This window comes from Megasphaera cerevisiae DSM 20462 (assembly GCF_001045675.1).
Taxonomy (GTDB): Bacteria; Bacillota; Negativicutes; order Veillonellales; family Megasphaeraceae; genus Megasphaera; species Megasphaera cerevisiae.
Window position 1 is genome coordinate 1 of record NZ_LEKT01000025.1, and the last position, 18,749, is coordinate 18,749.

Genomic DNA, 18,749 nt, shown 5'->3' on the forward strand with positions numbered 1-18,749 from the left:
GTATTTTAATCATAAAAAAAGATACTCTCTAATAAGAGTATCTCCTTCATATTTTAATAATTACAGCATTTTCAGTGCCTGTTTCAGATCTTCTCGGGTATCAATATCCTGCAATTCCTCTGCCGCTGCCGAAAAATACCACACTTCTTCGCTATGATCCCGCAAAATCTGCCGTCCCCCCGTATCTCCCTGCAGCGCCAGCAGCTTCGGGCGATATCGGGCCAGAAATATGGCCGGATTGCCTTTACGCGGACCGCAGGCCATACAACCCAGAGAACGTCCGGACCGGATAAATCCCCGCAAAAAGAAGACGATGGTCTGCCCTTGTATAAAGGGCTGGTCCGCCGCAAAAAACGCATAGGCCCCCGCCGTACCTGCACAGGCCGTTCCCAGACGGACGGAGGCGGCCATTCCTTCCGCTGCCTGACTGTTTTTCTGCACACAGGCGCCTTGCTTCCGGCACCAGTCCAAAATCTCTTCATATGGGCTGACAACCCACAACCGACAGCACATGTCTTCCTGTCGGTGCAGCAGACGGGCAGCCTCCTGAAGCTGTATAAAGCCGTACTGGTAAAGCGGCCTGCCATTCAGAGCGTACAATAACTTATTGCTGCCAAACCGCCGTCCCCGGCCAGAGGCCATATATATGAGCGCTATGTCCATACGTTTCTCCTTTATACCTGCGGACGGAAAGAGGTAACCAGCCCCTGATCCGCGCCGGCTGCCGCCAATATATGCCGTGCCTGATGCCGCAGCTGCGGCGTATCCGCCTGATGCAGCACCGGCACAATTTTCACAATACCGGCGGCATATGTTTTCTGCAGTATATCCAGACAGCCAGTCTGCCAGATTCGGGCAAATACCGGCATAGTCACAACTGACTGCGGATCCAGCTTCTGTTCCTGCCAGCGGAAGCAGACATCTTGTACAGGCTGCCCCAAGGCCTGCAGTCCGGCAAAAGCCAAGATGGCATCGGTCTGCGGCGGTATAACCGGTTCGTGAACTCCCATAATCTTCAGCGGCAGGCGGCGCGAACCGTCGGCTTCGACGAGCACAACCTCCGCCGCCTTACAGGACGCGGTATATACGGCATCTCCAATAAAAGAAATTTTCCCGCTGCCGTCGGGAATCCCGGCAACTGCAATCCCCTCCCGCTCTAATTGGTTCAGCACAGCGTCTGTCCGCGCTTCCGTCACACCCCAACGCACGGGAGCATACATATGCGTGGTCGTAACGATAAGTACTTTTCGGCGCTGCCGCCGCAGCTCTTCTGCCAGCGCATAGATCCACGACGTCTTGCCTCCTGAACCGGTAAAAGCCAATACCGGCGGCCCGTTCTTTTTGTCTGCCATGCCCGGATATATACGGCACAATCCGTCCCATAGAGAGGGTACCGGATAAAGACCCTGCCGCGTACAGACAGATACTGTTTTTTTCATGATCGCAGCCATTGTCCGCTGCCAGCTTTTTCCCGTTTTTCCCGGCGGGCCCGTACAGCAATAAGCTCGGCCGCTATGCTGACAGCAATTTCCTCCGGCGTAGCCGCCGATATGGGCAGGCCGATTGGGGCATAGCAGGCATCAATCTCTGCAGGGGAAAAACCATCGGCCAGCAGCTTCTTTTTTACAAAGGCCAGCTTATTGCGACTGCCGATAACACCTAGATAACACGGATGCTGCGGCAGTACCTGCCGCTGAACGGCATAGTCGCACACATGCCCCCGCGTCATAATGCACACGTAATCATCAGGCGTCACGGAAATTTCGTCCGGCAGCCGCTGCAAATCGACAGTAAAAACAGCCGCCTGCGGAAAGCGCCGGGAATTAGCAAATTCCTCCCGGTCATCGACAACCGCACAGGCAAATCCCAGCTGTGTCAACAGCGGCACCAAAGCCAGTGCTACGTGTCCGCCGCCAAATACAAAGACTTGGCCCGGATACGAAAGGGCTTCCCGATACAGCAGCAATCCATGCTGCCGCGTAAGACCCGTACGATCAGAAAGCAGCCTGCCTGACAGATACTCCCGCAGGGCAAGGCAAGCTGGCACATCACCACAAAAGCAGTTTGTCTCCCCTCCCAGCAGAGCCATGGCCCAGTGCCGCGTATCTGTAAGATTGAACATCAGCCAATACGCCTGGTGCGTCCGTATCGCTTCTGCAATCTTATAGACGCAATCCGCTGCTCCCGGCATACGGGGCGACAGAAACTGACTGAATACCCGAAGTTCTCCGCCGCAGACCGCGCCAATATCGGCGGCTTCGTTAGGATGAAGAATCAGCGTAAACAGCGAGGATGTTTCTTCCTGTAGATTTTCCCGCCCCCTTTCGCAGGCCTTATATTCCTGAAATCCACCGCCGATAGTACCGACCGTCGTCCCATCCTCCCGCACCAGCTGATGACTGCCGGCGGCACGCGGCGTAGAGCCTGTACTGTCTACCACAGTAAGCAGAACTGCCCGGCGGCCCGCCTGCAGTTCCTCCCATAGTCGCATAAACACAGCTTCCAATTTTTCTCACCTCCGCGGCGTATTTTCATGGAGCAGCAAAATGTCCGCCGGCTTCACGCCGAGTCGAGACGGCATCGCTTCGGGACGGATCATTTTGGCAAAACGCCACCAGACCGGCACGGTCTCCCGTGGCTGTACCGCATAGCGGAATTTGACAATCCACTCAAAAGGCTGCTCTATTTCTTCTACAATTTGGACGGGAAAAGCATTTTCTTTTGTCTGTTCGTGAAAACAGTGCGCCCGTACGCCAATGGCACAAACTGCATCGTCCACGGGCTGCCCGGCGTCAAGGATAATGTTCCAATCGGGAACATATACCGCGCAAGGACCGGCACGGCGGGCTGCAACTATATTTTTGCAGCCCGTCAGGACCGCCGCCGCAGGGGTCTGCGGATCGGCAAAAATACGTTTCTTTTCTCCAATAACCTCCAGATTGCCTTGCGCCAGAATCGCGATGGAGTCACACAGTTGATAGGCTTCATCCCGGCTGTGCGTTACAATGACCACGTCTTTGCGAAATTGGGCCAGCAGATTGTCCAGCTCGGTCATGACTTGTTCCTTCAGGTAGCTGTCCAGTGCGCTGAACGGTTCATCTAACAGGAGAATATCCGGTTCGTTGACCAGAATGCGGGCCAACGCCACCCGCTGCTGCTGCCCGCCGGAAAGCTGCGCCGGCTTTTGCCGGTTCAGACCGGTGAGCCGCATACGTTCCATCATAGTGCCCACAATATCCCGACGCCGTGCAGCGCTGCAGACCCGGCGTACGCCGCAGGCAATGTTGTCTTCTACCGTCATATTGGGGAACAGCGCATAATTTTGAAACAGACAGCCTACCCGCCGTTCCTGTACAGGCAGATCGATATTTTTTTCACTGTCAAAAAAGACCCGGCCGTTGACGGATATACATCCCTGATCCGGCTTTTCTATACCCGTAATACATTGAAGCGTTTTGCTCTTGCCGCTTCCCGACGCGCCCAGAAGACCCAGAATACCGCCATGTGTTTGAAAGGAAACCTGCAGGCGGAAAGCCCCCAGTTGTTTTTGAATCCGTACATCCATAGACATTATGAGGCTCTCCTTTCACGATTTCGTTTTTCCAGCATATTAACGGTCAAAAGAACAACGGCACTGATGGCAATGTTGACGAGAACCCAGATAAATGCGCTGTATTCGTCATTGGTGCGCCACAGCTGATAGACCGTCGTCGAAATAGTCGCGGTGTTTTTTGGTATATACCCGATGAGCATACTGGTAGCGCCGTATTCTCCCAGCGCTCTGGCAAAGGCCAGAACGGTCCCGGCAATAATCCCCTGCTTGCAGTAAGGCATGCGTATCCGCCAGAAGATATACATATCCGACAGACCCAAGGTCCGTCCGCTCCATGCCAGCGTTTCATCAAAGCTTTCAAAAGCGCCGCGGGCCGTCCGGTACATCAGGGGAAAGGCTACGACAGCTGAGGCAATGACCCCGCCATACCAGGTCATGACGAACTGAATGCCCGCCGTTTGGAGAAACATGCCGACGGGATGCCGCAGGCCAAAAATCAGCAGCAGTATCCAGCCGCAGACCGTCGGCGGCAGCACCAGCGGCAGCGTCAGTACTACATCCAGAATGCCCTTGAGGGCGCGTGGCATTCTGGCTACATAATAAGCCATGCAGATACCGCTGAAAAACACAAGGATGCACGAAATAGCGGCAATCCGCAAGCTATTCCAAAGGGGATACCAGTCCATATAAAGCCTTCCTTACGAAATACGGCTGAAGCCGACGTTTTCAAAAATTTTCATAGCCGGATCGCTTTGCAGATATTGTAAAAAAGCCTTGGCAGCTTCCTGATTTTTGCTGCTCTTCAAAACGGCTGCCGGGTAAATGACCTGGCCGCACATATCTTTTGTTGCCTGATCCACCGGCGTCAATTTAGCACTGTATGCATCAGTCGCATAGATAACGCCGCAGTCTGCACTTCCTTCGAGAACCTGCGTCGTTACTTCTTTGACGTTGGAGCCGTACGTAATATGTCCTGCCGCAGCGGTTGCCTGTTCATCCAAACCAAAAAACTTCAATATTTTCTGAGTATACTGCCCTACGGGAACGTCGCTGTTTCCCATGACCAGGCGGATAGACCCGGAGCGCAGCTTGTCTGCCATATCACTGAAGTTTTTGACGTCCTTGGGATTGCCCTCCGGCGTAACTAATACAACTTTGTTTTCGAGAAGATCAAGCCGTGTAGCCGGATCAATGAAATCCAAATGTTCCGGATTGACTTTGGCATCCTTGGACACATCCAGCTGATTCATCTGCTTCTGTGCCGCCGAAATAAACACGTCACATTCGGCGCCATTTTGAATCTGTTTTTTTAAGGTCCCTGACGAATCAAAATTATACGTAATTTCCACATCGGGATGTTCCTTTTGATATTGCTGCGCAATTTGATTCATCGTTTCCGTCATGCTGGCGGCAGCAAAGACAGTAAGATGGACCTTGTCTTTGGCTGCCGGCTTGGCATCTTTGGTTTCAGAGCCGCACCCCAGCATTCCCAGTACCAATACAGAAATCAAAGCAATCCCCGTTACCTTTTTCCAATTCATACCACATCATCCTTTCGCATACCCTTTTATATAATATAAGTGATATCTATCACATATCACCGTGCACGGGCGCAATCCCCTACTGCACCGCGAAGCACATCCAGTCCATGCGGCACTGTATCGAGAAAGACATCCATACATTCCTGACAGGCCTGCGGACTGCCGGGCAGATTGATAATAAGGCTGTGCCCCCGTATCACACTGACCGCCCGGGAAAGCATGGCTCTCTTGGTAATCTTCAGAGATGCGGCGCGTATCGCCTCGGCAATCCCCGGCACCTCCCTGTCCGCTGCCGCTTTTGTTGCCTCGGGAGTCATATCCCGCGGCGAAAATCCCGTGCCGCCGGTCGTCAAAATCAAGTCGATCTGCCGCTGATCTGCCAACCGGCACAGCTGAGCCGTTAATTTTTCTTTGTCATCAGGCAGAATCAGCGTTTCGACGACTTCATACCCGGCTGCCGTCAGCCGTCGGACGATGACCGGTCCGCTTTGGTCCTCCCGTTCGCCCCGGCTGCCTCTATCAGACAACGTAATAACCGCGGCCTGATAGAGCCTGCGTCCTTGCCTTTTTTCTATTTCCATCGGGTCTCCAGCCTGTATCGTGCCGCCGGCCAAAACACGGGCAAATACCCCTTCACGCGGCATAATACAATCTCCTACGGCCTGATAAATTGCGCAGTGATTGTGGCATTCCTTGCCAATCTGCGTCATTTCCAGCAACACATCGCCGCAGCGCAGCAACGTCCCCACGGGGAGAGATGCAAAATCAAAACCTGCCACTACAAGATTTTCTCCAAAAGCTCCATATGGCACGTCTACGCCCTTCTGCCGGAAGGCCTCGATGCGTTCCAGCGCCAAGAGGCTGACCTGCCGGTGCCAATGTCCGGCATGGGCATCCCCATCCACACCCCAGTCAGGGACAAAACGGCCTGTCGCTACGGGTGTTTTTTGAATACCCCGGACATGACTGATACAAATTGCTTTTACTGTTCCCATCTTATCCTCCGATTTGATTCATGGTTTTCCATTCCGTGATTTTATCACGTTCGTCAAAACAGTGTCCGGCGGGCTTTCTTTCTGCGGCCAGACGAAAGGCCCGAATCAGCCGTTCTTCTTCATGACCGCCGCTGCGCAGGATTGTTTTGAGATCCATGCCCTCATCATAACACAGGCAGGGCTTCAGAAAACCCGTGCTGGTCAATCGCATGCGGTTGCAGGTACTGCAGAATTTATGTGTATTGGCCGCGATGCATCCGATCCGTCCCCGCAGAAATTTACTTTTATAATATACGGCAGGACCCTTGCCGCGCCGTTCTCCGGATATCCTTAAATCGGGATACACTGATAATAAAAAGGACAACGCTTCCTCCTCCTGCAGCCCTTTTTTCGTCTTTCCGCAGCCAATAGGCATAAGCTCGATAAAACGCACATCGACGGACATGTCTTGTGCCAGTCTGGACAAGGGTACTATTTGGTGCTTCGTTTCCTGCAGCAAAACAGCATTTATCTTAGTCGGAATTCCAGTGGAAACGGCTGCCTGTAAGGCCGTCATTATGCGGTCCCTGCCATCGACACCGGTAAGGGCCTGAAATTGCGCTCTATCCAAGCTGTCCAGGCTGATATTGATCCCGTCTATACCGGCCCTAATCAATTGAGGCAGCGCTTCCTTCAGAAAAAAACCGTTTGTCGTAACGGTAACACGCCGGACGCCGGGCATTTTTTTCAGGCTCCCCATAAAATCAACTGCTCCCTTGCGTACCAATGGTTCACCGCCGGTTATTTTAAAGCAATGGATGCCGGTCTGCACGGCGCAACGGCATATGCGGAGAATTTCTTCATACCGCAGAATTTCCTCATGACTGATATCCGGCAGGCGTTCCGGCATACAGTACCCGCATCTCATGTTGCACCGGTCTGTAATAGAAATACGCAGATAATCAATCGTCCTGCCCCGCGCATCTATCATAACCGGCCTCCCTGCAGGTCATAGACAAAATAACCGCTTTTGCCGCCCTGTTTTTCCAGCAGATGGATATCCCGGATCACCATATGCTTATCGACGGCCTTGCACATGTCATATATTGTCAACAGTGTCACTGTCACACCCGTCAGCGCTTCCATTTCCACTCCGGTTCGGCCGCTGCATTTAACGGTACAGCGGGCTTCAATTTCACATGATTCATCGTGCATACTGTATTCGACGCCGCATTTCGTCAGATTTAAAATATGACACAGCGGAATCAGATCGCTGGTTCGCTTGGCACCCATAATCCCGGCAATCTGCGCCGTACCGAGAACATCTCCCTTTTTCATAACGCCTGCCGCCACAGCAGCATAGCATTCGGTACTCATAGCAATCCTTCCTGCCGCTACAGCAGTGCGGGCCGTTATATCTTTTTCACTGACATCGACCATGACGGCGTTGCCCTTTGCATCTATATGCGTAAACGATTTCATATAGCCACCTACTTTCCGAAACCGCAGTTTGGAAATGTACAGACTGAACAGTTCAGACACAGTCCGCCTTCTCCCAGTGCAGCCAGTTTTTCTGCCGTAACCGGTACATCTGCCATCAAATACGGCAGAATTAAATCAAAAATAGTTCGTCTGGCATACATAACGCAGCCCGGCAGCCCCGCCACAGGACGGCCGTCTCCGGTGTAAGCCAGCAGAAACATAGCCCCCGGCAAAACGGGTGCACCATAGGAGACGGCGGAAGCCCCTGTATTCCTAATCGCCAGCGGCGTCTGGTCATCGGGATCAACGCTCATGCCGCCTGTACAGAAGACCATATCCATCCCCTGGTCAAACATACTGCGGATGGCATCCGTAATCGCCGCCGGATCATCCGACAAGGTGACATGCCTGGCCGTAACAGCGCCGAACTCGGCCAGCTTGTCCTTGATAACCGGCGTAAAGGTATCTGCAATGCGATGATAAAACACTTCACTGCCCGTCGTCACGATGCCGGCCTTCTTTTTCTTGAAAGGAATTACGTCCAGCAGCGGTTTGGTACCTGCTGTTTTTTTTGCTTTTACCATTGTTTGCCTGTCAATGATCAACGGGATGATCCGCGTACCCGCCAATACATCGCCCGCATGAACAGTAAAACCGCCGTGACGGGTCGCAATCATCATTTCACCCAGCGAATTGACCGCTTTCAGCCGCTCCGTATCGACTGTCAACAGCCCGTCGCAATCAGCAATAAGCTCTATTTTCCCTTCTTTAGGACTGCCTCCATGCATATTCGTACCCATACAGATATCGCGTAGAATGACAGCCGCATCGTTTTCATGAAGCATGTTTTCATTGTTTTCCCAAATGTAGACATGTTCCTTCCCTACGGAGAGCAGTACCGGGATATCTTTGGTTTCAATAATATGCCCTTTACGAAAAACCGGTCCCTTGGATACGCCGTGAATGATCTGCGTAATATCATGACACAGTACATGCCCTGCGGCATTTTCTGTTTTCATCAATTTCATAATTGTATTGCCTCCTGCAAACAAGCCTGACGTTATCGCGGCTCGTCCATTTCTTTCAATTTTTTTATTTCATCAGCATTAAAATATTTGCAGAATTCCCTTTCTGCTACTGCGTCAACAGTCTGTTCCATAGCTTTGAAACGGCAAAGCAACATTTCTGCCTGCGCAGTCAGCACTGACCCGCCGCCGGTTTTGCCGCCGGCATAACGGCGTGTCAGCGGAAATCCCCAAATGCGCTCGGCATTTTTAATGACGGTCCACGCTTTCGTGTAGGACATATTCATTCTCCTGGCAGCGCCCTGAAGAGAGCCGCATTGACCGATTCCTTCCAAAAGTGCCGCCACTCCGGGGCCAAAGGCTTTATTGTCATCCATAATACGCACCGTCACCTTATAATGCAATCGTACATCATTCACAGCCTGGCCTCCTTACCGTTATTTTTATGCATGAATATCGCTTGCCATAGAAACCGGTCCGCCGCATACATCGTATGCTTTTTCAGAATCGATCTATATGTTTCTATTATATATGAAAAATTATTAGGTTTCCATACTTTTTTTTAGGTATATAATATTTGCAATTTTCCGGCTGCCAGTCAACAAAAAATCATATTCCTATACAGCAACTGGCCAGCTTACAAGGACACCCACATCGGTGCATGATTTTGTTCATATTATATCACGCATTTGTATACCGTCAATGCGCTCCGCAGACAGTACGCAATCACCGGACATTATCTCGTGCTGCCGGCCTGGTTTCTTGACCGCTTATGTGGTACGATACAGAAAAGCTGCTATTTGGAGGTGTGTACTATGTCTGTTGTACTATCTGCAGACCTTTCTCTGGGTTTGCTTGTTCTGGCAGGAGGCCGCAGTTCCCGCATGGGACAGGATAAAGCCGGTCTTCCCTGGCAGGGCGGAACACTTCTTTCTTCCCTGCTGTGCCGCAGTCTGGCGGTGCCGTTTTCTGAAATTATCATATCTGCCAATCGTCCGCCTGATCTGCGTGCGCTGCCCTCGTCTCTGCAGGAAAGAATACGCATTACTGCCGACCGCTTTACAGACTGCGGACCTTTGGGCGGTATGGAGGCAGGACTCTGTGCCGGTTCGTGCGATTGGTACCTGGTCCTGTCCACGGATCTTCCTTTTTATGATTTTTCGCCTCTCTCGGACTGGTGCGCAATGCTTCACACTACACCTCCGGCAAAGCTGCCGCAGGTCATTCTTCCTGTCGTAAACGGCACGGAAGAACCTTTGGCAGCCTTGTATTCGCGCCGTATACTGCCAGCTGTCCAAAAGGCGCTCCGAACCCGTGATTACCGCGTACGGCACATATATGCCGCCTGTCCGATCCGGCGCGTAGAGTCTTCAGGTCATGCACTTATATATATGAATGTAAATACCCCGTCGGCATACAAAGATGCCCGGGCCCGGGCGGTCAATCTGAAACGGCGCGTCCCCGTTGTGACCATCGCCGCCGGTCAGTCTCATGCAGGAAAAACGACATGTATCGTGACTCTGATCCGGGAGCTGACTCGCCGCGGCTGCACGGTTGGCTACATCAAAAGCACGCATCATACCGAACTTGCCGAAAAAGCGGGCTCCGATACCTGGCGCGCCATTCAAGCCGGAGCCGCTGCCGTCCGTCTCTGTGGTCCGCCGGGCACACTGAATTTCCATAAAAAATCGCAGCAGCTGCTGGCGCTTGCCCAAACCCTTCCCGTCGATATCGCCTTCATTGAAAGCCGCCGTCACGGTGTATTTCCTATTTTGGAAGTCTGTCGCCGCGGCTATGACCGGCTCCCTGAGCCGGACCCACATATCGTTGCTGTCATTAACGACGATATCCCTTCCGACAGCCTGTCCCTCCGGCATTTTAAAACCGTTCAAATAGATGCGCTTGTTTCTTATATTATATTTCTGACGCAGGAAAGTCCTTCCCATTTCTTTTAAAGCATAAAACATATTGTAAAATTCGTAATTTATATCATAAAATTAGATATCATATACAAAAATAATTGCGTATGGGAGGGAAAAAGTATAAAATAATAATGTCATTACAGTAATACATGTCTGCATTGCATATTATAACCACTGAGAGTATCCTCAGGGACGCCCTGTACAATAGCGGCGTCTTTATTTTTTTACGTAAAGAAGGGTTGGCACATGACGGCATATAAAAAAGTAAATACAATTTGCCCATATTGCGGTACCGGTTGCGTTATTGAATGTACCGTAGATACGGAACATAACCGCATCCTCGAGGCCAAAGGTTCCCCGGACGGCGTCAATAACGAAGGCCGGCTATGCCTGAAAGGACTATACGGCTGGGATTATTTGAACGATCCGCAGATTTTGACCCGGCGCATACAGAAACCCATGATCCGCCGCAGCGGGAAAAAATCTCCGCTGGAAGAAGTTTCATGGGATGAAGCAATCCATTTTGCCGCTGATAAGCTTAAAACGTTAATACGTCAATACGGTCCGGACTGCGTCATGGGCGCCGGTTCCGCCCGCGGTCCGGGAAATGAAGCGGCATATATTACACAAAAATTTATGCGCGCAGCGATCGGCACGAATAATGTCGATCACTGTGCCCGTATTTGACACGCCCCCTCAGTTGCCGGGCTCGGTGAGTCCGTAGGAGAAGGCGCTATGTCCTTCAGCGTCCCGGAAATCGAAGACGCAGAAGTTATTTTCAATATGGGCTACAACGGTCCTGTATCACATCCCCTCGTAGCACGACGCATCGTTCGTGCCAAGAAAAAAGGCTGCCAGATCATTTGCGTAGATCCACGCAAAACGGAAACAGCCCGCATCGCCACCATTTACCTTCCTATCAAGGGTGGTACCAATATGCTGTTTTTGAATGCCATGGCACATGTCATGATTACGGAGGATCTCATCGATCATGATTTTATCAGCCGGCATACGACAGGATTTGCGGCCTATGCCAAAGAAATCACGCAGGCGCAATACCGGCCGGAGGCTATCGCCGAACAGACGCAGCTCAACCCGGAGGATATCCGCAAAGCCGCCCGCCTGTTTGCTTCCTCCAAGCATACTATCACCCTGTGGGGCATGGGTATTACCCAATTTTCTCAAGGTGTAGAATGCGTCATTGCGTGTTCCAACCTTAGTCTCATGACAGGAAATTTCGGGCATTATGCTACTGGCGTCGGCCCGGTTCGCGGTCAGAACAATGTCCAGGGAACCTGCGACATGGGCGTGCTTCCCAATGTCTATCCCGGCTACCAAGCAGTAACCGACCCGGAAATCCGCGCCAAGTTTGAAAGGGCCTGGGGTGTATCCCTGCCGGCTGTGCCGGGACTCCCGCTGACACAGGTGCCGGACCGGGTACTGCGTGAGCCGGATCCGAAAAAACAGATCCATGCGTATTATATTGTCGGCGAAGATCCGGCCCAATCCGATCCTGATCTGGAAGAAATCCGCGAAACCTTGTCTCGGGTATTCGTCATTGTACAAGACATATTCCGCAACAAGACTTGTGAATATGCCGACGTTATTTTTCCGGCCACGGCCTGGGGCGAGCATGAAGGCGTATACTCAGCCTGCGACCGCCGCTTCCAGCGCGTTCGTAAACTCATCGAGCCGCAGGCAGGCTGCAAAACAGATTGGGAAATTCAGTGCCTGGTAGCAACCGCTATGGGGTATCCCATGCAGTATGACAACACCCGTCAGATTTGGGATGAAATGCGGTCTCTGGCACCGAAATTCGCCGGCGCGTCTTATGAAAAACTGGACTCTCATCATGGTGTCCAGTGGCCCTGCTGGTCTGAAGACCCAGAGGATACGGGCACGCAGTATCTCCATGCAGGCGGTCAGTTCGCCACTAAAGACGGCCGGGGGAATTTTCTTTTCTTCCCCTATACACCTGTACAGGAAGCAGAAGATGCGGAATATCCCCTGTCCTTCAGTACGGTCCGTGAAGTAGGGCATTACTCCGTCCGCACCATGACGGGAAACTGCCGCCTGCTCCGCTCGCTGGCCGATGAACCGGGCTATATTTATATGAATCCGGCAGATTGTAAACCGCTAGGTCTCACAAAAGACGAATTAGTCCGCGTCGTTTCCCGCCGCGGCCATACAATCACACGTTGTCTGCCGACGGAACGCGTCGCCAAGGGCGCTACGTATATGACATATCAATGGTGGGTCGGCGCCTGCAACGAACTGACGAATTCAGTTTTTGATCCCAAAAGCCATACGCCGGAATTCAAATATTGCGCCTGCCGTGTCGAAAAGATCGCAGACCAGACAAAAGCCGAACAGTATGTCAAGGATCAATACGCGGCAATTCGCCGGCAAATGGGCATTACCGGAGGCACCTCTGTATAATGAATAAATTTATCAGAAACGAGAAATTACATGAAAGCAGTTACTTTAGAAGAAGCCAGACACCGCTGGAACGGTGCGCTGGCTCCCCGTATCCCTTCAATCGAATATGTCAGTCCTCAGCAAGCCTATGGACGAATTGTCGGGCAGGATATCCGCGCCATCCATCCATACCCGCCATATCGTAAGTCCCCTTTTGACGGCTACGCCCTTCATCTGGATACGCAATGCCGCACGTATGAAATCATTGCTACTATCGGCGCCGGCATGCTGTATACGTCACCGGTAGCTCCCGGTCAGGCCGTACGTCTCATGACCGGCTGTGCCGTTCCTGACAGCTGTAATACCGTTATTATGCAGGAACAGACTATACGAACGGGCCATACGTTGGAAATCACAGTACCGTTGCAGGCCGGCGACAATATCGTCCCAGCCGGTGAAGAATGCCGCCGGGGAGATCTGCTTTTGCCCCATGGCACCTATTTAACGAGCGGCGATGTTTCCGTAGCCGTCGGCATGGGCAATACGCAGATTCCGGTGTATCAGGATATCCGGGTACTGCTTCTCACATCCGGGCGGGAGGTTGTCCTGCCCGGCGAAGTCCGGCATGCCGGGCAGATTTATAATTCCAATGCATTTTTCTTTCGACAGCTTTTGATAGAAGAAGGCATTCATTCTGTATCCTTTTACCACGTTACAGATGATCCGGCCCGTCTGGAATCAGAAATAGAAGCCGTCCGCAATTTAGCCGCACAGGCAGATTTGATTATTAGTACAGGCGGAGTGTCTGTCGGCCTTTTCGATACAATGCCGCAAATTTATGAAGCGCTCGGAGCTCACTGCCTGTATAATCGTATCGCTATGCGTCCTGGTTCGGCATCTTATGGCGGCATAATCGAAAGAAAAGATGACCCGCCGCGAGCCGTTCTCGGTCTGTCAGGCAATCCTGCAGCGGCGTTTAATGCCTATCATCTCCTGGCCGTTCCAGTCCTGCGCCGTATGCGCGGTGAAAAAGATAGTGATTTTCCTGTCATTACCTGCCGCATGCACGGTAGTATCAATAAAAAAAATCCTGTGGAGCGTTTTGTCCAGGGACATGTGTCGTTTGACAAGGGCGAGGCATTTTTCACCCCCAATCACGTTATTACCTCCAGTGCGCTTCTCGGTCTTGCCCACACTAACGGCCTGGCCATCCTGCCCAAGGGGGATCTACCCTGCCGTGACGGTCAAACCGTACGGGTACTGCTGTTAAAACGCTTATCATAAAATTATGCCTTTCCCAAAGAATACCGGCAGCCCCGCATCTCCAGTTCAGAGAGAATGCAGGGCTGCCGGTATTCTTTATTCCGTCAGGCAAATCCGTTCATGATGCGTAAACAAACGGAATGAATCGGGGCGCAGACCACAGACCAGTGTAATGCCATAAGTTTCTGCCAGAGAAATCCCCAGGGTCGTCGGCAGGGCCCGTGATGCAATCACCGGTACGCCAATACCGTGAACCTTGGTAATGACCGACTGCGGCACACGGCCGCTGAAAATAAGAACAGCCTGAGACACATTGATAGACTGCAGCGCCACTAGTCCCCGCAGCCGGTCCAGCACATTATGACGGCCAATATCTTCAGTATACGCCAGGATCTTGCCGTCCCGAACCAGAGCGCCTTCATGCACTCCATGGGAGCTGTGATGTGCTGCCGAAAGACTGTCCAGTAATCCGCCGCAGCGGCAAAGTGCCGAGGCGGCAATCGGGGTAAAGGCCGCTGCCGAAGATGCCGCAGCCGCTTTCTCAATTGCCGGTCCGCTGACCGCTTCTACATATACAGCGCCGTCTTCCATCCGAGTCGACTGGATAGCGCTATTTTCCGGCATCAACCCCTCTGCAAGGCAATACCCGACAGCCAGAGGCATCATATCATGAGGTGACGATATAAGCGTGGTCACCTGTTTTCCATTGAGAAACAGCGCTGTCGCCGTTTCCTCAGCAATAGGCCGTATTTCAGATTTTTCCCGGCCCTGTGTATACTCGGTATACGTCATATCGGAGCATGGAGAAAAAACAAAGTTTTCCTCTGTCGCCGCTTTTTTCATCAACCAATCGCTTCCTTTATCTTCATCTGTTAATTATCTTGCGTCCAGCCACAGCAGTGCTGTCACTACTGCTCCACCGATACATCGCGCCTTATCGGAAATGGTAAAACAATTTTTCAATTCGCTCTTACGCGGATCAATATCCGCAATTTTAAAGCCTTTGGTAACGGGATAGGCGTCGCGGATCATCCCCCGCACCAAGCCGGGCAAGGTTGCCGTGACCGTTTCTCCCACAGCCTCCTGCAGCAGTACGCTGCTGCTCAGGGGTTCTTCAGTAATAACAGCAATTCGCTGACCTTCAGCTACCATATCGCCAATTTTGGCCAATCCATAAAACCAGCCCCGGCAGGTGCTGTGCAGAACCCGTTCTTTTCCATAGCCGGCAATCATGCCGGGGACACCGGTATTGGGCTTAGCCGTTCCCTTGAGAATAATACGTCCCAAGTCATGACCGCGCATGGTTTCAATTACAGCATCTGCATCTTTTCCAGCGGTAAACCCCGGCCCCAAGGCAATCGTGTGCGGTGCCATCGACCGCGTCGTACCTACATTTTTTTTTGCCAGAATGGCGTCAACGACAGCCCAGGGCTGCAAATCCTTGACGGCATGAGCACCGGGATCAATAAGCACGGGTATCTCACCTTGTGTCAGCGCCTGCTCTATAGCACCGCCATTGGTGCAGCGCCTGGCCGTCACATCTTCCACCGTGCATACGCCGTCATATATAGCTTCGGACAGCGCAACCTGACGGCGAATCGCCGACGGGACCGCTGTTTCCAATATGATGACAGGCCATCCGGCCCGATGCAGCGCCTGGATCGTACCGGTAGCAATATCTCCACCGCCTCTGACGAGTATTAATTGATGTTTCATCGCAGCCTCCTATGCAACAAACCAAGGGAGGCTGTCACACACGGGTCCGCAACAGCTCCTACGGCACTCTTAGCGCGGCGTCTGAGCAGATCGGCAGGTGCCACAGCTCTCTCGTATATTAGTATACACCAAACGGGTAATTACTGCCCGTTTTATTTTTTCTTCGGCAACGGGCGGCTGTACGGAGTCCCTTTCAAAGGAATCGTTGTCTGAAATTCGCCGCTCCAGCGATAATACGCACCGGCTACTGCCGGTGCTGTCGGTATCGACGTGATTTCGCCGACACCAATAGCGCCAAAGGCAACGTCTACACCTTTTTTTTCTACCGGAACGGCCTCTACATCCGGTGCCTTATCTGCTTTAAACAATCCCAGCGTACCATATTTTGCCGTCGGACGGCACTGGTCCAGCGGATACTGTTCTGTCAAAGCATACCCGCAGCCCATAACGACACCGCCTTCGATTTGACCTTCCAGGCTTTTAGGGTTCACGATCTTCCCCACATCATGGGCCGCCACTATTTTTTGAATCGTCCCGTCTTCGCGAAGAATACATACATGCGTAGCATAGCCATATGCGACATGGGACACCGGATGCGGCACAGACGCCCCCATCTTATCTGTTTTTCCCAGATATTCGCCGATGTATTCCCGTCCGTTCAACAGCAACAGATCGTCTGCCGAAAAGAGAAGGGCCGCCGTTGCAGGCGACTCGGTTTCTACCGTTACGCCCTCCAGATACCTACTGGGATGCCTTGTGCTCTGATAAAAGATTCCCTTCTCAGCAAATAAATCCCGACGCAATTTTTTTGCGGCCCTGCGGCCGGCTTCGCCCGTCAAGGTAGTCTGCCGGGAGCCTGATGTCGTACCCGCATCGGGAGAGGTCGCCGTATTGGGATTATGCCAATGAATAGATTGCACAGGAACACCGGCAGCTTCTGATATCATCTGCGTCAGCACCGTACCGATACCTTGTCCGATACAGGAGGCACCGGCATAGATATGAATGATATTGCTCTCGACAACCAAGCGGCACCGCCCATAATCTGGAAGACCGACACCGACGCCGGCATTTTTCAAGGCACAAGCGATACCCACGTAAGGGCCGCCGCAATAGTAGGCCTCCCGGACGGCCTCCAGCGTTTCTGCCAGTCCCGTCGACGGATCGGCTACCTGCCCGTTTGGCAGTATTTGACCCGGCCGGATAGCATTGCGATACCGTATTTCCCAAGGATCTATGCCCGCCATTTCGGCCAGCCGGTTCAGATTTAATTCCGTAGCAAAAATGGTCTGTGTTACGCCAAATCCCCGAAAGGCTCCCGCCGGAGGATTATTGGTATATACGGCAGTCCCGTCAATGTCGATGGTTTGATAGTTATACGGTCCGGCCGCATGCGTACAGGCCCGCTGCAGTACCGGCCCGCCCAGGGACGCATATGCCCCATTATCAGTAACCGCGACGAGTTTCATGGCTGTCAGCATACCCTTTTCATCGCAAGCCGTCGTTAAATCCATGCTGAACTGATGCCGCTTGGGATGAATCAGAATGCTCTCCTGACGAGTCAGTTTTACCTTACAGATCCGTTTAGTCAGATAGGCGACCAAAGCCGCTAAATGCTGTACCGTAACATCTTCCTTACCGCCAAAACCACCGCCGACCAGTTTATTTTCAACAATGACTTTTTCTTCGGGAAGTCCCAGCATCAGTGCTGTTTCTCGACGCGTATCATACGTCCCCTGATCCGTCGAATGAATAAACACGCCATCGTCAAAAGGTATGGCTACCGCACATTCCGGTTCCAGAAAAGCATGCTCCGTCCACGGTGTTTCAAAGTGATGCGTTACTTTATATTTAGAAGCCGCAATTACTGCATCTGCATCGCCGCGTACCAAATGTTCGTGGACCAGCACATTGCTTCCTGCTGATTCATGAACCAGCGGAGCTCCTTCCCGCAGCGCGTCTGCCGGGCAGGTCAGCGGCAGTAGTTCTTCATATTCTACCTCTACCAGCATTTTAGCCTGCACTAAAATTTCCGGCGTTTCAGCAGCGACCAGGGCAATGGCATCACCAAGAAAATGTGTCGTTTTCCCTATGGGAATCATAGTGTCCCAATCCGTCTTCAGATGACCGACCTTAATAGAACCGGGAATATCCGCCGCCGTGAGAACACAGACCACACCGGGAAGAGCTTTGGCCCGCTCTGTATGAATCGCCTTTACGATGGCTCGGGGATACCGGCTGCGCACAGCACTGCCATAACACATGCCCGGCAGATCCACAACATCCAGATCGTCAACATATTGTCCTGTCCCCAGTACTTTTCCTTCAACGTCGATACGATGGCAGCGGGCGCCTACTTTTTGATATTCTTCTTCGGCCGGAACGGGAAGGTTTTCATGAAGCATTTTTGCCGCCAGGGCAATGCCGTCTATTATTTTTTTATAGCCTGTGCAGCGACAGATATTATTGCGGATCGCGGCCGCAATTTCCAGACGACTGGGAACAGGATTGATATCAATAAGAGCTTTTCCGCACATAACCATACCCGGAATACAAAACCCGCACTGAACGGCTCCCGCTTCGCCAAAGGCATAGACAAAAACATCTTTTTCCCGCGGTGACAGTCCTTCCACTGTAAGAACATGCTTTCCTTCCAAACGGCCTATTTTTTGTACGCACGCTTTCATGGGCCTGCCTTCAATAATGACCGTACAAGTACCGCAGGCACCTTCACTGCAGCCGTCTTTCACGGATTTCAGGCGCAGGTCGCCACGGAGAACATCCATAAGCCGCCGATCGGCTCCGGCTTCAATTTCATGGTTGTTTATCCATAATTTGCATACTTCATTCATAAT

At 52.2% G+C, this 18,749-nt stretch carries 17 protein-coding genes; 3 read left to right on the forward strand and 14 right to left on the reverse strand.

The genetic code is table 11. The features are described 5' to 3' along the window. Positions 1–60: 60 nt before the first annotated feature. Genes AB840_RS08520 through AB840_RS08570 form a run of 11 tightly spaced genes read right to left on the reverse strand, consistent with a single transcriptional unit; the run spans position 61 to position 8,994 of the window. The gene (locus AB840_RS08520) at positions 61–663 is read right to left on the reverse strand and encodes a nucleotidyltransferase family protein (RefSeq protein WP_048514416.1); all 603 of its coding nucleotides are present in this window, start codon (positions 661–663) and stop codon (positions 61–63) included. An 11-nt stretch (positions 664–674) separates the two neighbouring features. Then, on the reverse strand, positions 675–1,451 hold the full coding sequence (gene yqeC / locus AB840_RS08525; protein ID WP_053078156.1) for a selenium cofactor biosynthesis protein YqeC: 777 nt from the start codon (positions 1,449–1,451) through the stop codon (positions 675–677). Then, the gene (locus AB840_RS08530) at positions 1,436–2,491 is read right to left on the reverse strand and encodes an XdhC family protein (protein ID WP_236684553.1); all 1,056 of its coding nucleotides are present in this window, start codon (positions 2,489–2,491) and stop codon (positions 1,436–1,438) included. Before AB840_RS08530 ends, yqeC begins: the two co-directional genes overlap by 16 nt. A 21-nt stretch (positions 2,492–2,512) precedes the next feature. Next, positions 2,513–3,571: a sulfate/molybdate ABC transporter ATP-binding protein gene (locus AB840_RS08535; RefSeq protein ID WP_048514418.1), complete on the reverse strand. Its 1,059-nt coding sequence runs from the start codon at positions 3,569–3,571 to the stop codon at positions 2,513–2,515. Beyond that, positions 3,571–4,239 (reverse strand): molybdate ABC transporter permease subunit, encoded by a 669-nt coding sequence (modB, locus tag AB840_RS08540; protein ID WP_048514419.1) that lies wholly within the window; start codon positions 4,237–4,239, stop codon positions 3,571–3,573. Before modB ends, AB840_RS08535 begins: the two co-directional genes overlap by 1 nt. A 12-nt stretch (positions 4,240–4,251) precedes the next feature. Beyond that, complete coding sequence (gene modA / locus AB840_RS08545; RefSeq protein ID WP_048514420.1) at positions 4,252–5,094, reverse strand: molybdate ABC transporter substrate-binding protein; 843 nt, start codon at positions 5,092–5,094, stop codon at positions 4,252–4,254. A 56-nt stretch (positions 5,095–5,150) separates the two neighbouring features. Beyond that, the gene (locus AB840_RS08550) at positions 5,151–6,089 is read right to left on the reverse strand and encodes an MOSC domain-containing protein (RefSeq protein WP_048514421.1); all 939 of its coding nucleotides are present in this window, start codon (positions 6,087–6,089) and stop codon (positions 5,151–5,153) included. A gap of 1 nt (position 6,090) precedes the next feature. Then, complete coding sequence (gene moaA, locus AB840_RS08555) at positions 6,091–7,059, reverse strand: GTP 3',8-cyclase MoaA (protein ID WP_048514422.1); 969 nt, start codon at positions 7,057–7,059, stop codon at positions 6,091–6,093. Then, positions 7,056–7,550 carry a cyclic pyranopterin monophosphate synthase MoaC gene (gene moaC, locus AB840_RS08560; RefSeq protein WP_048514423.1) on the reverse strand — a complete coding sequence of 165 codons (495 nt, stop codon included), beginning with the start codon at positions 7,548–7,550 and terminating at the stop codon, positions 7,056–7,058. Before moaC ends, moaA begins: the two co-directional genes overlap by 4 nt. 8 nt (positions 7,551–7,558) lie before the next feature. After that, positions 7,559–8,578, reverse strand: a complete 1,020-nt coding sequence (locus AB840_RS08565) for a molybdopterin-binding protein (protein ID WP_048514424.1) — start codon at positions 8,576–8,578, stop codon at positions 7,559–7,561. Between the two features lie 32 nt (positions 8,579–8,610). Next, a complete protein-coding gene (locus tag AB840_RS08570; RefSeq protein WP_048514425.1) occupies positions 8,611–8,994 on the reverse strand; it encodes a winged helix-turn-helix domain-containing protein in 384 nt (127 codons plus the stop codon). A gap of 396 nt (positions 8,995–9,390) precedes the next feature. On the opposite strand from AB840_RS08570, the gene AB840_RS08575 reads away from it, so the two are divergent. The 3 genes from AB840_RS08575 (at position 9,391) to AB840_RS08590 (ending at position 14,199) form a co-directional block, all read left to right on the forward strand. Then, positions 9,391–10,530: a molybdopterin-guanine dinucleotide biosynthesis protein MobB gene (locus AB840_RS08575; RefSeq protein ID WP_048514426.1), complete on the forward strand. Its 1,140-nt coding sequence runs from the start codon at positions 9,391–9,393 to the stop codon at positions 10,528–10,530. Between the two features lie 213 nt (positions 10,531–10,743). Then, complete coding sequence (fdhF, locus tag AB840_RS17810; protein WP_078791755.1) at positions 10,744–12,936, forward strand: formate dehydrogenase subunit alpha; 2,193 nt, start codon at positions 10,744–10,746, stop codon at positions 12,934–12,936. A 30-nt stretch (positions 12,937–12,966) separates the two neighbouring features. Further along, positions 12,967–14,199, forward strand: a complete 1,233-nt coding sequence (locus tag AB840_RS08590) for a molybdopterin molybdotransferase MoeA (RefSeq protein ID WP_048514429.1) — start codon at positions 12,967–12,969, stop codon at positions 14,197–14,199. Positions 14,200–14,274: 75 nt separating this feature from the next. Here the strand turns inward: AB840_RS08590 and AB840_RS08595 are convergent, their stop codons facing one another. The 3 genes from AB840_RS08595 to xdh form a co-directional block, all read right to left on the reverse strand. After that, a complete protein-coding gene (locus AB840_RS08595) occupies positions 14,275–15,021 on the reverse strand; it encodes a formate dehydrogenase accessory sulfurtransferase FdhD (RefSeq protein ID WP_048514430.1) in 747 nt (248 codons plus the stop codon). Positions 15,022–15,054: 33 nt separating this feature from the next. Continuing rightward, on the reverse strand, positions 15,055–15,894 hold the full coding sequence (yqeB, locus tag AB840_RS08600; RefSeq protein ID WP_048514431.1) for a selenium-dependent molybdenum cofactor biosynthesis protein YqeB: 840 nt from the start codon (positions 15,892–15,894) through the stop codon (positions 15,055–15,057). Between the two features lie 152 nt (positions 15,895–16,046). Next, complete coding sequence (gene xdh, locus AB840_RS08605; protein ID WP_048514432.1) at positions 16,047–18,746, reverse strand: selenium-dependent xanthine dehydrogenase; 2,700 nt, start codon at positions 18,744–18,746, stop codon at positions 16,047–16,049. Positions 18,747–18,749: the final 3 nt, after the last annotated feature.

What these genes read in the sequence shown, in the direction of transcription:
- AB840_RS08520 (WP_048514416.1), bottom strand. Translation starts at nt 663, where the DNA reads ATGGACATAGCGCTCATATATATGGCCTCTGGCCGGGGACGGCGGTTT.
- yqeC (WP_053078156.1), bottom strand. Translation starts at nt 1,451, where the DNA reads ATGGCTGCGATCATGAAAAAAACAGTATCTGTCTGTACGCGGCAGGGT.
- AB840_RS08530 (WP_236684553.1), bottom strand. Translation starts at nt 2,491, where the DNA reads ATGCGACTATGGGAGGAACTGCAGGCGGGCCGCCGGGCAGTTCTGCTT.
- AB840_RS08535 (WP_048514418.1), bottom strand. Translation starts at nt 3,571, where the DNA reads ATGTCTATGGATGTACGGATTCAAAAACAACTGGGGGCTTTCCGCCTG.
- modB (WP_048514419.1), bottom strand. Translation starts at nt 4,239, where the DNA reads ATGGACTGGTATCCCCTTTGGAATAGCTTGCGGATTGCCGCTATTTCG.
- modA (WP_048514420.1), bottom strand. Translation starts at nt 5,094, where the DNA reads ATGAATTGGAAAAAGGTAACGGGGATTGCTTTGATTTCTGTATTGGTA.
- AB840_RS08550 (WP_048514421.1), bottom strand. Translation starts at nt 6,089, where the DNA reads ATGGGAACAGTAAAAGCAATTTGTATCAGTCATGTCCGGGGTATTCAA.
- moaA (WP_048514422.1), bottom strand. Translation starts at nt 7,059, where the DNA reads ATGATAGATGCGCGGGGCAGGACGATTGATTATCTGCGTATTTCTATT.
- moaC (WP_048514423.1), bottom strand. Translation starts at nt 7,550, where the DNA reads ATGAAATCGTTTACGCATATAGATGCAAAGGGCAACGCCGTCATGGTC.
- AB840_RS08565 (WP_048514424.1), bottom strand. Translation starts at nt 8,578, where the DNA reads ATGAAATTGATGAAAACAGAAAATGCCGCAGGGCATGTACTGTGTCAT.
- AB840_RS08575 (WP_048514426.1), top strand. Translation starts at nt 9,391, where the DNA reads ATGTCTGTTGTACTATCTGCAGACCTTTCTCTGGGTTTGCTTGTTCTG.
- AB840_RS08590 (WP_048514429.1), top strand. Translation starts at nt 12,967, where the DNA reads ATGAAAGCAGTTACTTTAGAAGAAGCCAGACACCGCTGGAACGGTGCG.
- AB840_RS08595 (WP_048514430.1), bottom strand. Translation starts at nt 15,021, where the DNA reads ATGAAAAAAGCGGCGACAGAGGAAAACTTTGTTTTTTCTCCATGCTCC.
- yqeB (WP_048514431.1), bottom strand. Translation starts at nt 15,894, where the DNA reads ATGAAACATCAATTAATACTCGTCAGAGGCGGTGGAGATATTGCTACC.
- xdh (WP_048514432.1), bottom strand. Translation starts at nt 18,746, where the DNA reads ATGAATGAAGTATGCAAATTATGGATAAACAACCATGAAATTGAAGCC.